The sequence below is a fragment of the Cellulomonas chitinilytica genome, from assembly GCF_016862675.1.
Taxonomy (GTDB): domain Bacteria; phylum Actinomycetota; class Actinomycetes; order Actinomycetales; family Cellulomonadaceae; genus Cellulomonas; species Cellulomonas chitinilytica.
Map to the genome: position 1 here is coordinate 1 of NZ_BONK01000005.1, position 14,094 is coordinate 14,094.

Annotated in this window: 12 protein-coding genes; all 12 read left to right on the forward strand. The window is 74.8% G+C overall.

From position 1 onward, the window contains the following. The first annotated feature begins 744 nt into the window (after window positions 1-744). The 12 genes from Cch01nite_RS08290 to Cch01nite_RS08345 all read left to right on the forward strand — a co-directional run bounded on the left by Cch01nite_RS08290 (window position 745) and on the right by Cch01nite_RS08345 (window position 14,072). Complete coding sequence (locus Cch01nite_RS08290; RefSeq protein ID WP_239070120.1) at window positions 745-1,665, forward strand: hypothetical protein; 921 nt, start codon at window positions 745-747, stop codon at window positions 1,663-1,665. Beyond that, complete coding sequence (locus tag Cch01nite_RS08295) at window positions 1,662-2,699, forward strand: HAD-IIA family hydrolase (protein ID WP_203751216.1); 1,038 nt, start codon at window positions 1,662-1,664, stop codon at window positions 2,697-2,699. The genes Cch01nite_RS08290 and Cch01nite_RS08295 overlap by 4 nt, the downstream gene beginning before the upstream one ends. 212 nt (window positions 2,700-2,911) lie before the next feature. Further along, entirely contained in the window at window positions 2,912-3,181 is a 270-nt protein-coding gene (locus Cch01nite_RS08300) for a hypothetical protein (RefSeq protein ID WP_239070123.1), read from the forward strand. Beyond that, complete coding sequence (locus Cch01nite_RS08305; RefSeq protein WP_203751218.1) at window positions 3,178-4,122, forward strand: TlyA family RNA methyltransferase; 945 nt, start codon at window positions 3,178-3,180, stop codon at window positions 4,120-4,122. The genes Cch01nite_RS08300 and Cch01nite_RS08305 overlap by 4 nt, the downstream gene beginning before the upstream one ends. After that, window positions 4,119-5,003 carry an NAD kinase gene (locus Cch01nite_RS08310; RefSeq protein WP_203751229.1) on the forward strand — a complete coding sequence of 295 codons (885 nt, stop codon included), beginning with the start codon at window positions 4,119-4,121 and terminating at the stop codon, window positions 5,001-5,003. The genes Cch01nite_RS08305 and Cch01nite_RS08310 overlap by 4 nt, the downstream gene beginning before the upstream one ends. After that, window positions 5,000-6,739 (forward strand): DNA repair protein RecN, encoded by a 1,740-nt coding sequence (recN, locus tag Cch01nite_RS08315; protein ID WP_203751232.1) that lies wholly within the window; start codon window positions 5,000-5,002, stop codon window positions 6,737-6,739. The genes Cch01nite_RS08310 and recN overlap by 4 nt, the downstream gene beginning before the upstream one ends. A gap of 6 nt (window positions 6,740-6,745) precedes the next feature. Next, on the forward strand, window positions 6,746-7,933 hold the full coding sequence (steA, locus tag Cch01nite_RS08320; RefSeq protein WP_203751234.1) for a putative cytokinetic ring protein SteA: 1,188 nt from the start codon (window positions 6,746-6,748) through the stop codon (window positions 7,931-7,933). A gap of 79 nt (window positions 7,934-8,012) precedes the next feature. Continuing rightward, window positions 8,013-9,041 (forward strand): copper transporter, encoded by a 1,029-nt coding sequence (locus Cch01nite_RS08325; RefSeq protein ID WP_203751237.1) that lies wholly within the window; start codon window positions 8,013-8,015, stop codon window positions 9,039-9,041. Further along, a complete protein-coding gene (locus Cch01nite_RS08330) occupies window positions 9,038-10,021 on the forward strand; it encodes a hypothetical protein (protein ID WP_239070125.1) in 984 nt (327 codons plus the stop codon). The genes Cch01nite_RS08325 and Cch01nite_RS08330 overlap by 4 nt, the downstream gene beginning before the upstream one ends. Beyond that, window positions 10,018-11,691 carry a murein biosynthesis integral membrane protein MurJ gene (gene murJ / locus Cch01nite_RS08335; RefSeq protein ID WP_203751240.1) on the forward strand — a complete coding sequence of 558 codons (1,674 nt, stop codon included), beginning with the start codon at window positions 10,018-10,020 and terminating at the stop codon, window positions 11,689-11,691. The genes Cch01nite_RS08330 and murJ overlap by 4 nt, the downstream gene beginning before the upstream one ends. Window positions 11,692-11,784: 93 nt before the next feature. After that, window positions 11,785-13,455: a CTP synthase gene (gene pyrG, locus Cch01nite_RS08340; protein ID WP_203751243.1), complete on the forward strand. Its 1,671-nt coding sequence runs from the start codon at window positions 11,785-11,787 to the stop codon at window positions 13,453-13,455. Continuing rightward, window positions 13,455-14,072 (forward strand): NUDIX domain-containing protein, encoded by a 618-nt coding sequence (locus Cch01nite_RS08345; RefSeq protein WP_203751245.1) that lies wholly within the window; start codon window positions 13,455-13,457, stop codon window positions 14,070-14,072. Before pyrG ends, Cch01nite_RS08345 begins: the two co-directional genes overlap by 1 nt. Window positions 14,073-14,094: the final 22 nt, after the last annotated feature.

Genomic DNA, 14,094 nt, shown 5'->3' on the forward strand with positions numbered 1-14,094 from the left:
GAGGGTGCGCGGCCGCCGTACGGGCGCCGTGACCAGGGCGCTCGTCCGTCGTACGGAGACGCCGGGGCTCGCCCTGCGTACGGCGATGGTGCCCGGGGTGGCTCTGCGGGACGAGACTCTCGGGACCAGGCCGGTGCGCCGTACGCGCGCCGGGACGACCGTGCTGACGGAGCGGGCTACCGCCCGCGCGAGGAGCGGTCCGAGCGGGCGTCCTACCCGCGTCGGGACGACCGCGGGCACGGCCCGTCGTCGGCTGGTCGGCCCGAGTCCGGTGGTGCCGGCTACCGCCCGCGCGACGACCGGTCCGGACGTCCGTCGTCCGGGCGCCCCGAGCGTGCCGGCGGGTCGACCGCGCCGCGTCGTGAGAGTGGCGGAGAGGCGACCTCCTACCGCCCGCGCGACGACCGTGGGGGCCGTCCGACCCAGCCGCACCGTGAGGATCGCGGCCCGCGGACGGGATGGACGCGCCGGGAGGACGGCGCTGATCTCGGGCGCCGGGACCAGGGCCGCGACGGCTCCGACGGTCGAGCTGCGGGCCGTCGCCCGACCGACCGGCCGCCGTTCGTCCGCCGGGATGCCGACCAGCATCGGCCGCACGCGCGTGGTGGTGCACGCGGTGGTACGGGCGGCGCGTCGGCGACCGGTGCCCCAGGACGGGCGTCGTACGCCGGAGGACGCGCGTCGCGTGACGACGCGCGGGGGCCCCAGGAGGCGCGCGCGACGCGACCGCCCCAGGACCAGCGTGTGGCCGGCCCCGAGATTCCCGAGGACGTCGTGTTCGGCGACCTGGATCGGGCGGTCCGAGGGCGTCTGCGCACACTCAGCAAGGACAACGCCGACGGTGTCGGGCGACACCTGGTGATGGTCGGGCGGCTGCTCGACCGGGATCCGGAGCTCGCGTACGAGCACGCGCAGGCTGCGGTGCGTCGAGCCGGCCGTGTCGACGTGGTGCGCGAGGCGGCGGGTCTCGCGGCTTATCGGACCGGTCGGTACGCCGAGGCGCTGCGGGAGCTGCGGACGGTGCGCCGGCTCAACGGCTCGTCGGAGCACCTGCCGGTCATGGCGGACTGCGAGAGGGGTCTGGGGCGTCCTGAGCGCGCCCTCGCGCTCGCGCAGGAGCCCGAGGCGGCCACGCTCGACGCCGAGGCGCAGATCGAGCTCGCGATGGTCGTCAGCGGGGCTCGTCTCGATCTCGGTCAGGCGGAGGCTGCAGTCGCGGCGCTGTCGACGCCCGCGGTGCGTGCGTCGCGCGGGGTGCTCGCCGTCCGGGTGGCCCAGGCACGGGCTGCGGCGCTCGAGGCGTCCGGCCGTGCGGACGACGCCGCCGCCGAGCTCGCGGGCTACAGCCCGGTCGAGCTCGCGACCGCGGCCGGCGACGTCGAGGAGGAGGACGAGGTCGTCGTCTTCGACCTCGACGAGGCGGACGAGGACGAGTCGGACGAGGACGAGTCGGACGAGGACGAGGAGGGCGACGAGGCGGAGACCGTCGACGCCCAGGACGACGCCGTCACGGACGTCGACTCTGGCGTCGACGGTCCGGGCGCCGGTGCGTCCGAGGAGACCGAGATCGACACCCCCGAGGCGTCGGCCGGGGCGGGGGCCGTGGACGTCGACCCCGAGGACGTCGAGGGGCACGCCGGGCGCCCGCAGGAGGGCGAGGCGTGACGGCCGGGCTGGCGGGGTCGACGACCCCGCTCGCGGACCGCTTCGACCTGGCGCTCGTCGACCTGGACGGTGTCGCGTACCGCGGTCACGAGCCGATCGACGGGGCGGCGGACGGGCTCACGACGGCTCGGGACCGTGGCATGCGTCTGGTGTTCGTGACGAACAACGCGTCGCGCGAGCCGGAGTCGGTCGCCGACCAGCTCACCGAGCTGGGCATCCCGACGAGGCCGAACGAGGTCATGACCGCCGCGCAGGCCGCTGCTCAGCTGCTCCGTACGCGGCTCGCGCGTGGGGCGAAGGTGCTGGTCGTCGGGGGCGCCGGTCTCGTGACTGCCGTGCAGCAGGCCGGGTTCACGGTCGTGGACTCCGCCGACGACGAGCCGGAGGCGGTGGCTCAGGGGTTCGCGCCGGACCTCGGGTGGGTGCAGCTGGCCGAGGCCGCCTACGCCGTCCAGCGCGGCGCGTGGCACGTCGCGTCGAACCTCGACCTGAGCCTGCCGACCGCGCGGGGCTTCGCGCCGGGCAACGGGTCGCTCGTCGGGGCGGTGCGGGCCGCGACGGGCGTCGTCCCGGACAGCGCCGGCAAGCCCACGCCGACGATGTACCACATGGCTGTCGAGCGCGCGGGTGCGCGTGAGGCGCTCGTCATCGGTGACCGTCTGGACACTGACCTGGCGGGGGCCAGGTCGGGCGGCTACCTCGGCCTGCACGTCCTCACGGGCGTCAGCTCGGCGCGCGACGACGTGCTCGCCGTGCCGGGCGAGCGTCCGCACTTCATCGGCGCGGACCTGCGGTCCCTGCTCGTCTCTCACCCCGAGCCGGCGCAGGCGGCCGAGGGATGGTGGTCGGTGCGTGACGCAGCCGCGCGGGTCACCGGCGGCCGTCTCGAGCTGGGTCGTGCGGGCGACGACCTGGAGGACCGCCTCGACCTGGTGCGGGCAGCGTGCGCCGCCGCGTGGGCGTTCGTCGACGAGGGCGGGGTGCTCGACCCGGGCAGCGTGCCGGAGCTGGACGTGCTCGGGGCCGGAGGCTGACGGTCGCGGCCCGGCCGCGTCCGCACCCCGCGCGACTCGCCGGTGGGCTTGTGGACGGCGACCGTCGCACCGTGGGCGACGCCGGGTAGCGTGGGCGCGTCCCGGCGGTCGCGGTGACGATGCTCCTGCGGAACGGTCCGGTCGCCCGGCGCTCCTCGGGAGCGTCGCGCGCGACGGCCCGCACCGGGGACGACGAGAGACGAGGAGCCACCGTGAGCACGACGTCCGGCACGGACACCGACGCGGGTCCAGACGACGTGGCCGCCCGGCCCACGCCGGCCTCGGTCCGTCGTGACGCGTCCACGGACGGCACGGCGGGTGCGCCGTCGGCCGGGCCGACGGGTGACGCGCACGTCGACGAGGCACTCACCCGCCTGGACGGGCTCGACGACGCACCCCTCAGGGAGCACGTCGCCGCCTTCGACGCCGTGCACGGCGCCCTGCAGGACCGGCTCGCCGACGCGGAGGGCGCGGGCGCGTGACCACACGGCTGGACAGCGAGCTGGTGCACCGGGGCCTCGCCCGGTCGCGTCGTCAGGCCGGCGAGCTCATCGCGGCGGGTCGGGTGTCGGTCGACGGCAGTCCCGCACGACGCAGCGCGGTGCAGGTGTCGGCCGAGCACGAGCTCCTCGTGGCGGTCGACGCGAGCGATCCCGGGTTCGCCTCCCGCGCAGGGCACAAGCTCGCGGGGGCGCTCGACGCGCTCGGTGACGCGGGACCGGGCGTGCGGGGGCGCGTCTGCCTCGACGCCGGAGCGAGCACCGGCGGCTTCACGGACGTGCTGCTGCGTCGTGGCGCGGGCCGGGTCGTCGCGGTCGACGTCGGTCACGGTCAGCTGCTGCCCGAGCTCGCGGCCGACGCCCGTGTCGAGTCGCGTGAAGGTGTCAACGTGCGCGACCTGGTCCGAGGAGCCGTGGACCCGGCACCTGGTCTCGTCGTCGCAGACCTGTCGTTCATCTCCCTGACGCTCGTCCTGCCCGCCCTGGTGGACGTGGCCGCGCCCGGCGCGGACCTGCTGGTGATGGTCAAGCCGCAGTTCGAGGTGGGTCGGGAGCGCCTGGGGTCGGGGGGTGTCGTGCGGGATCCTGCCTTGCGCGCGGGTGCGGTCGTCCACGTCGCGCGTGCGGCGCGGGGGCTGGGCATGGACGTCCGGGCGGTGCTGCCGAGCGTGCTGCCCGGACCGAGCGGGAACGTCGAGTACTTCCTGTGGCTGCGGGGCGACGACCGGCGCGAACCCGGTGCGCGTGGCGAGGACGCTCCGGCCGGGTCGGACCGGTCGGGGGACGCGTGGCTCACGGCGGTCGAGGCGGCGGTGACCTCGGTGGTCGTGGACGGCGCGCACGTCGCGGTCCCCGTCGTGGCGGGGGCCACGGGCCACGACGTGGGCGCGTCCGACCCGGAGCGCCAGGGCGGTGACGCGTGACGCGGCGAGCGCTGGTCGTGACGCACCGTGGCCGCGAGGAGGCGGTCGCGGCCACGAAGGAGGCGGTGGAGGAGCTGGAGGCGGCAGGCGTCGAGCCGTTCCTCGCCCCGGAGGACGCGACACGTGAGGACATGCCGGCGTTCGAGCTCGGGATCGTGCTCGGTGGCGACGGGACGATCCTGCGCGCCGCCGAGCTGACCCGCGGCACGTCGGTGCCGCTGCTCGGCGTCAACCTCGGGCACGTGGGCTTCCTCGCCGAGGCCGAGCGGGACGACATCGGCGACGCCGTGCGACGGCTCACCTCCGGGGACTACACGGTCGAGGAGCGCGGCACCCTCGACGTGCGTGTCCTGACGCCCGAGGGCGAGGTGAGCACGGGGTGGGCGCTGAACGAGGCGGCGCTGGAGAAGGTCGACCGGTCGCGCATGCTCGAGGTGATGCTCGAGGTCGACGGCCACCCGCTGTCGTCGTTCGGGTGCGACGGCGTCGTCGCGGCGACGGCCACCGGCTCGACGGCGCACGCGTTCTCGGCGGGCGGGCCCGTGGTGTGGCCCGACGTCGACGGGATGATCCTCGTGCCGCTGTCGGCGCACGCACTGTTCGCGCGCCCGCTCGTGGTCGGGCCTCGCAGCCGGCTGGCGCTCGAGGTTCTCGACCGGTCACCGGCCGCCGGGATCGTCACCTGCGACGGTCGGCGCCGGCTGGAGGTCCCCCGTGGGGCCCGGGTCGAGGTGACGCGCAGCGACGTGCCGGTGCGACTCGCACGGCTCACTCCTGCGCCGTTCACGACCCGCCTGGTGCACAAGTTCGGCCTGCCGGTGGAGGGGTGGCGCGGACGCCCCCGACGGAACGGCGGATCTGCGACGGAGGACGCACGGTGATCGAGGAGATCCGGATCCAGAACCTCGGCGTCATCGGCCGCGCACACGTCCAGCTCGGACCGGGGCTGACCGTGCTGACGGGAGAGACGGGCGCCGGCAAGACGATGGTGCTGACGGCCCTGTCGCTGCTGCTCGGCGGCAAGGCGGACCCGGCGACCGTTCGCACCCAGGCGCAGGCGGCGGCGGTCGAGGGGCGTGTCGTGCTGCCGGCGGACGCCCCTGCGCTGGTCCGGGCGGAGGAGGCGGGGGCCGAGCTCGACGACGACGGCAGCCTCCTGCTGGTCAGGACGGTCGGTGCGGGCGGTGACGGCGGCAGCGGCCGGTCGCGCGCGTTCGTCGGTGGACGCTCGGTGCCGCAGGCGGTGCTCGGTGAGCTCGCGCAGGCGCTCGTGACCGTGCACGGCCAGGCCGACCAGGCGCGGCTGCGTTCGCCTGCGCACCAGAGGGAGGCGCTCGACGCGTTCGTCGGTCCGCAGCACCGGGAGACGCTCGGCCGGTACCGCACCGCCTGGGCGGAGCGCGCGCGGGTCGACACCGAGCTGACCGAGCTCGTCGAGCGCGCACAGGACCGCTCGCGTGAGGCCGAGCTGCTGCGGCTCGGGCTCGGCGAGGTGGAGCGGGTGGACCCGCAGCCGGGGGAGGACGTCGCGCTCGCCGAGGAGGCGGAGCGGCTCGCGCACGCCGAGGACCTGCGCGCCGCGGCGTCGGGTGCGCACGCGGCCCTGACGGGCGACGAGGACGGCGGGACGGACGCGGTGTCCGCGGCCGCCGTCGTGGAGCACGCCCGCCGTCTGCTCGACCAGGCGGGCACGCACGACCCGACGCTCGCGGCCCTCGCGACACGCGTCGCCGAGGCCGGGTACCTGCTCGCCGACGCGTCGACCGAGCTCGGCGCCTACCTCGAGGACCTGCAGGCGGACCCGCGGCGGCTCGAGGTCGTGCACCAGCGACGCGCCGAGCTCGGCACGCTGACGCGCAGCTACGGCGCGGACGTCGCACAGGTCCTCGAGTGGGCCGCCGCGTCGGGTCTGCGCCTGCTGGAGCTCGAGGGCGGCGACCAGCGCATCGAGGAGCTTCGTGCGACGCGGGACGGGCTCGACGCGTCGATCGCCGAGCTGGCGCGCACGCTCACCCTCGGGCGCGCGGAGGCCGCGCAGCGTCTCGCAGACGTCGTCTCGCAGGAGCTCACCGGGCTGGCGATGGCCGGTGCGCAGCTCCAGGTCGTGGTGGAGCCCGCGGACGCGCCCGGCCCGCACGGCGCAGACCGGGTCGAGATGCTGCTCGTGCCGCACGCCGGCGCGCCGGCCCGGCCGCTGGGGAAGGGTGCTTCAGGCGGCGAGCTGTCGCGCGTGATGCTGGCGCTCGAGGTCGCGCTCGCGACGGCGCCGCACGACGACGAGGCTCGCCCGGGCACGTTCGTGTTCGACGAGGTCGACGCCGGCGTCGGTGGCAGGGCGGCGATCGAGATCGGCCGGCGGCTCGCCGAGCTCGCCCGGGGCAGCCAGGTCCTCGTGGTGACGCACCTCGCGCAGGTCGCGGCGTTCGGCGACCGGCATCTCGTCGTGACGAAGTCCACGTCGGACGGCGTCGACGTCGTCACGGAGTCGGACGTCCGTCCGGTCGAGGGCGAGGACCGCGTGCGGGAGCTGGCCCGGATGCTGTCCGGGCAGGACGACTCGCAGGCGGCGCGCACGCACGCCGCGGAACTGCTCGAGCTCTCGTCCGTGGGACGATGAGCGGCGATGAGAGCTTCCCTGCGTAGACGCACGCCCCTGCCCGAATCCGGAGTCGTCGCCGGACCCGCCCGCGTCGACCCCCGGACCAAGGCACTGACGAAGCGGCTCCGCGCCGGTGACGTCGCGGTGATCGACCACCTGGACCTCGACCGCGTGTCGGCGGAGGCGCTGGTCGCCTGCCAGCCCGCGGCGGTGCTCAACGCGGCACGGTCCACGTCCGGTCGCTACCCGAACCTGGGCCCCGAGATCCTCGTCGCGGCGGGCATCCCGCTGGTCGACGACCTCGGGCCGGACGTCATGGCGATCACCGAGGGGCACCGGCTGCGCGTCGTCGGGGCGTCCGTCTACGACGGCGAGACCCTCGTGTCCGAGGGGGTCGAGCAGACTCCCGCGACGGTCGCCGCGACGATGGAGGAGGCCCGGGCGGGCCTGTCCGTGCAGCTCGAGTCGTTCGCCGCGAACACGATGGACTACCTGCGCCGTGAGCGGGAGCTGCTGCTGGACGGCGTCGGGGTGCCCGACATCTCGACGCCGATCGAGGGCCGGCAGGTTCTCATCGTCGTCCGCGGCTACCACTACAAGGAGGACCTCGTCACGCTGCGCCCGTACATCCGCGAGTACCGGCCGGTGCTCATCGGGGTCGACGGCGGCGCGGACGCGATCCTCGACGCGGGCTGGAAGCCCGACATGATCGTCGGCGACATGGACTCGGTGTCCGACCGGTCGCTCATGTGCGGCGCGGAGGTCGTCGTGCACGCCTACCGCGACGGTCGCGCGCCCGGGCTCGCCCGTGTGGAGCAGCTCGGCGTCAAGCACGTCGTGTTCCCCGCGACGGGCACCAGCGAGGACGTCGCGATGCTCCTGGCCGACGACAAGGGCGCGGAGCTCATCGTCGCGGTCGGCACGCACGCGACGCTCGTCGAGTTCCTCGACAAGGGCCGTTCCGGCATGGCGAGCACGTTCCTCACCCGCCTCCGGGTGGGTGGCAAGCTGATCGACGCCAAGGGCGTCTCACGCCTGTACAAGCACCGGATCTCGAACCTGCAGCTCGTCCTGCTGGTGCTCGCCGGGCTCCTCGCGCTCGGTGTCGCGCTCGCGTCGACCGCCGCCGGCCAGACGCTGCTCGGGCTCGTGGGCGCACGCGTCGACGACATGACGTCCTGGGTGCGCGAGCTGTTCGGGGCCGCGCCGTGAGCCCGCACGCCTGCCCCCGACCCACGCCCTCGTTCCTGGCGCCGCCGCGCGGCGCAACCCCCGACGGAGACCTCGCACCGTGATCGACTTCAGGTACCACATCGTCTCGCTCATCTCCGTGTTCCTGGCGCTCGCCGTCGGCATCGCGCTCGGCGCCGGTCCGCTCAAGGAGACGATCGGGGACACCCTCACCGGTCAGGTCGAGCAGCTGCGTGCCGAGAAGGACACGCTGCGGACCCAGCTCGACGAGTCCGCCGGAGACCTCGCCGACACGACCGCGTACGTGGACGCGGCCGCGCCGCAGCTGCTCGCCGGGGCGCTCACGGACCGCCGCGTCGCCGTCATCGCGCTCGGCCCGGTGGACGACGACCGCCGCAAGGCCGTCGACGACCGGCTCGCCCAGGCGGGCGCCAGCGTCACCGCGCACGTGACCCTCACCGAGTCGTGGACGGACCCCGACGTCGCGAGCTACCGCCAGGCGCTCGTCGGCAACATCCTCACGCTGCTCGACCCGGTGCCCGGCGAGGACGAGGGCGCGCAGACGGACCTGACGTACGCCCTCATCGAGGGCCTCACCGGCGCCGACCCGGCGTCGCCGGACACGCTCACGCTGGACGCGTCGAGCGTGCTCGAGGTGCTCAGCGGCGGCGACTCGCCTCTCGTGACGCTGCAGGACCCGGTCGAGACGCCGGCCGACGCCGTCGTGGTGCTCGCTCCCGCCGAGCAGCAGGGCTCGGACGACGCGTCGCCCACGACGGCGGCCGACCAGAAGGACCTCGTGGACGCGCAGCTCGGCGTGCTCACCGCCGCCCAGAAGCTGACCGAGGGGGCGGTGCTCGCGGACGGGGCGCTCGACGAGGGCAGCCTCACCGAGGCGGTCCTCGCCGACGACGAGCTCGCCTCGACGCTGACCACGGTGTCGGAGTCCGAGGAGGTCCCGGGGCAGGTGTCGGTGCCGCTCGCGCTCGCCGCCCGCATCGGCGGGGTGAACGGGCACTACGGCTTCGGCGACGGGCTGACGGTGATGCCCGAGCCCGTGACGCTCACTCCCGTCGACCGCACCCCGCAGAGCGCGCTCGTGCCGCCGACGGGCGAGACCCAGGGATGAGCATGCACCCGTTCCGCAAGGTCGCTGCCGCGGTCGCGGGCAGCGTCACGACCGCGGTCGTGCGCGGCGCGCTCGACGCGCAGGCACCGGGCGGCCCGGCGCGCTGGACGCGGACGAACCACCGTGGCGAGCCCGTGAGCATGCTCGAGGGACCCGCGGTCGCGGCGGGCCTGCTCGTCGGGTCGGTCGTGGGTGCTCCGTCGGGCCGCGCGGCGGCGGCCGTCGGGGTCGCGACCGCCGCGGGTGCGGCGTTCGGGATCGTCGACGACCTCGCGGAGGACACGGAGGCCAAGCGCAAGGGGCTCCGGGGGCACCTCGGTGCGATGGCCCGGGGCGAGGTGACGACCGGCGGCCTCAAGGTGCTCGGCATCGGCGCGGGCGCACTGGTGGCGGCGGCGCTGGCGCTGCCGGGCAGGGACGACGCCGGCCGGCGCACACCGCTCGCGGGCCACCTGCTCGACGTCGTGACCTCCGGCGCGCTCATCGCGGCGAGCGCGAACCTCCTGAACCTGCTCGACCTCCGACCTGGCCGTGCGCTCAAGGCGGCGACGCTCGTCGCGGCACCGCTCGCGCTCGGCAACGGTGCGGGAGCCGGCGGGGCGTCGTCGGTGCTCGGTGCCGCCGGGGCCGCGTTCGACCAGGACCTGCACGAGACGGACATGCTCGGGGACGGCGGCGCGAACGCGCTCGGCGCGACCCTCGGGGCGGCGCTCGTGCTGAGCGCGCCGCGGCGGGTCCGGCTCGTGGCGCTGGGTGTCGTCGCTGGCCTCACGATCGCGAGCGAGAAGGTCAGCTTCACGCGGGTGATCGAGCGCACTCCGGTGCTGCGGGAGCTCGACGCCCTCGGCCGGCGGCCCGCGCACGAGGCGCCCGGCCCGGGCGGCTCGTCCACCGGCGGCTCGTCCACCGGCGGCTCGGCGGCCGGTGGTTCGGCGGCTGGTGGTTCGGCGGCGGGCGCATCGTCGACCGGCGCGGCGTGAGCCCAGCGGTCCGCCGCCTCGTCGGCGGCCTCGGCGGTGCCGCCGCGATGATCGCGGCGATCACGGTGCTGAGCCGGCTCCTCGGGTTCGCGAGGTACCTGGTGCAGGCGCACGCGTTCCACGGCGGGGGCAGCATCGGCGGCGCCTACAACACGGCGAACATGATGCCGAACATCCTGTTCGAGGCGGCGGCCGGCGGTGCGCTCGCGGGTGCGCTCGTGCCGCTGCTCGCGCTCCCGGTCTCCCGGGGGCTGCGCAAGGACGTCGACGGCATCGCCTCGGCGGCGCTCGGGTGGACGCTCCTCGTGCTGGTGCCGCTCGGCGCCGTCCTGGCGGCGGCGAGCGGGTTCATCGCCGACGTCTGGCCGGGCGACCTGGACGCCGCCTACCGGGACCTGCTCCGGTTCTTCATCCTGGTCTTCGCGATCCAGATCCCGCTGTACGGGGTCGCGGTGCTGCTGTACGCCGTCCTGCAGGCGCACAAGCGGTTCTTCTGGCCCGCGTTCGCCCCGGTGCTGTCGTCGGTCGTGGTGATCGCGACGTACGCGGTCTACGGGGCCCTCGCGGCCGGTGAGCGGGACGACCCGGCGGCCGTCGGGTCCGGGCCGCTGTCGCTGCTCGCGTGGGGGACCACGCTCGGGGTGGCCGCGATGTGCCTGCCGATGTTCGTGCCGGTACACCGGCTCGGGGTCCGCCTTCGGCCGACGCTCCGGTTCGCGCCGGGCATCGGCCGACGGCTGCGCGCACTGGCGTTCGCCGGTGTGGGGTCGGTCGTCGCGCAGCAGCTCGCGACGCTCGTCGTGCTCCTCGTGTCGCCGTGGAAGGGTGACGACGGCACGTTCAGCCTGTACCTGTGGTCGCAGCAGGTGTACCTCCTGCCGTACGCCGTGCTCGTCGTGCCGCTCGCGACGTCGACGTTCCCGCGGCTGGCCGCGCGAGCGGCGGCCGGGCGGCACGTCGAGTTCGCCACCATGGCCTCCGTGACGACCCGAGCCGTCGTCGTGTCGGCCGGCGTCGGCGCAGCCGCCGTGGCCGCTGCGGCTCCCGCGATCGCCGACGTGTTCGGCACGTTCGGGGACGACCCCGAGACCGCTGCTGCGATGACGCCGGCGATCACGCTGCTCCTGCCCGGTCTCCTCGGGTTCGCCGTGATGTTCCACGCGTCGCGCGCGTTGTACGCGCTCGAGCGCGGCCGGCTCGCCATCACCGCGAACGTGGCGGGCTGGGGGACGGCGGCGGTCGCGTCCGTCGTGCTCGCCGCGCTGCTGGTGCCCGACGGCCACGACTCGACGGGGACGCTCGTCGCCCTCGCGCTCGCGAGCTCGACGGGGATGCTCGTCGGCGGCATCGGTGCGCTCGCCGGGCTGCACCGTGCGGCCGGGCCTGAGGCACTGCGGGGCCTGGCGCGCACCGTCGTGGTGGTCGTCGCGGGCGGTGCGGCGGGGGCCGCGCTGGGGCGCTGGGTCGTCGACACCATCGGCTCGTTCGTCGGAGGAGACGTCGGGTCGGCGATCGCCGCGGCGGTCGGAGGAGCCCTGGTCTCGGTCGTGGTGGTCGCCGCGGGGATCGGCCTGCTCGACCGTGGCACGGTGACGGGCTTCTTGCGGGTCGAGCGGCAGCCGGCCCCGTCGTCGGAGCCTGCGGCGACGGTCCCCGACCCCACGGACTGAGCCGCGCCGGCACCCGCGGGCGACGCCGACGTGTCGGGACTCACCGTGCCGACCTCTCGGGCGCACGGCCGGAGCAGGGTAGGCTGGAATCCCGTGACAGAGCGCGCGCATCGACTCTCCGGGCGGTCGGACTCCTCGACCCGGCACATCTTCGTCACCGGAGGCGTCGCCTCCTCACTCGGCAAGGGACTGACGGCGAGCAGCCTCGGTCGACTCCTTCGCTCCCGTGGCCTCAAGGTCACGATGCAGAAGCTCGACCCGTACCTCAACGTGGACCCGGGCACGATGAACCCGTTCCAGCACGGTGAGGTGTTCGTCACCGAGGACGGCGCGGAGACCGACCTCGACGTCGGCCACTACGAGCGCTTCCTCGACGTCGACCTGGTCGGCTCGGCCAACGTGACGACCGGGCAGGTGTACTCCCAGGTCATCGCGAAGGAGCGGCGAGGCGAGTACCTCGGCGACACCGTCCAGGTGATCCCGCACATCACGGACGAGATCAAGTCGCGGATGCGGTCGCAGGCGAGCGACGACGTCGACGTCATCATCACGGAGATCGGCGGCACGGTCGGCGACATCGAGTCGCAGCCGTTCCTCGAGGCGGCCCGCCAGGTCCGCCACGACCTCGGCCGGAACAACGTGTTCTTCCTGCACGTCTCGCTCCTGCCGTACATCGGCCCGTCCGGCGAGCTCAAGACGAAGCCCACGCAGCACTCCGTCGCCGCGCTGCGCAGCATCGGCATCCAGCCCGACGCGATCGTGCTCCGCGCGGACCGGGACGTCCCGGAGGGTACCAAGCGGAAGATCGCGCTGTTCTGCGACGTCGACGTCGAGGGCGTCGTCACCGCGAAGGACGCCCCGAGCATCTACGACATCCCGCGCGTGCTGCACTCCGAGGGGCTCGACGCGTACGTCGTGCAGCGCCTCGGCCTGCCGTTCCGGGACGTCGACTGGTCCGGCTGGGACGAGCTCCTGCACCGGGTGCACCAGCCGGCGCACCAGGTCGAGGTGGCGCTCGTCGGCAAGTACATCGACCTGCCGGACGCGTACCTGTCGGTCACGGAGGCGCTCCGTGCGGGCGGCTTCCACCACGACACGAGGGTCGTCATCCGCTGGGTCACGTCCGACGACTGCCAGACGGCCGAGGGGGCTCGCCTCGCGCTCGAGGGCGTGGACGCGGTCCTCGTGCCCGGCGGCTTCGGGGTGCGGGGCATCGAGGGCAAGCTCGGCGCCCTGCGTTGGGCGCGCGAGAACAAGGTGCCGACGCTCGGCATCTGCCTCGGTCTGCAGTGCATGGTCATCGAGTACTCGCGGACGATCCTCGGCCTCGAAGGGGCGTCGTCGTCCGAGTTCGACGACGACCCCGCGCACCCGGTGATCGCGACGATGGCCGAGCAGCTGGCGATCGTGGGCGGTGCGGGCGACCTCGGCGGGACGATGCGGCTCGGCTCCTACGAGGCCAAGCTGACGCCCGGCTCGGTGGTCGCCGAGGCGTACGGCTCGGAGACGGTCACCGAGCGGCACCGCCACCGGTACGAGGTGAACAACTCCTACCGGGACAAGCTCGAGGCGGCCGGCCTGGTCATCTCCGGCGTCTCGCCGGACACGTCGCTCGTGGAGTTCGTCGAGCTGCCGCGCGACGTGCACCCGTACTTCGTCGCGACGCAGGCGCACCCCGAGTTCAAGTCGCGCCCGACGCGTGCGCACCCGCTGTTCTCGGGCCTGATCGGCGCCGCGCTCGCGCAGCGCACCGACGAGGTCTGATGGCCGAGCACGTCGTCGCCGACTCGGCGGCGCCACGTCCGGTCGTGTCGCACGAGGTCCTGCACCACGGGAAGGTGTGGGACCTGGCGACGGACGTCGTCGACCTCGGTGACTCGCAGGTGGTCCGTGAGTACGTCGACCACCCGGGGGCCGTCGCGGTCGTCGCGCTCGACGAGGCCGACCGGGTGCTGCTCGTGTCGCAGTACCGGCACCCCGTCCGCCACGAGCTGTGGGAGCTGCCCGCGGGGCTGCTCGACGTGGAGGGCGAGGAGCTCGTCGTCGCCGCCGCGCGTGAGCTCGCCGAGGAGGCCGACCTGGTCGCCGGCTCGTGGTGGACGCTCGTGGACTTCTTCACGTCGCCCGGCGGTTCCGACGAGCGGATCGTCGTCTTCCTCGCGCGTGACCTCTCGGCCGTCCCCGACGCCGACCGGTACACGCGGGTCGACGAGGAGGCGGACATGGCCCTCGCCTGGCTGCCGCTCGACGAGGCCGTGGACGCGGTCCTGGCGGGGCGGCTGCACAGTCCCACGGCGATCACCGGGGTCCTGGCCGCCGCCGCGGCCCGAGCGCGGCAGTGGTCGACGCTGGAGGAGGTCGTCCCGGCTCCGCCGGGGTGACCGGCCCTGAGCACACCTGACC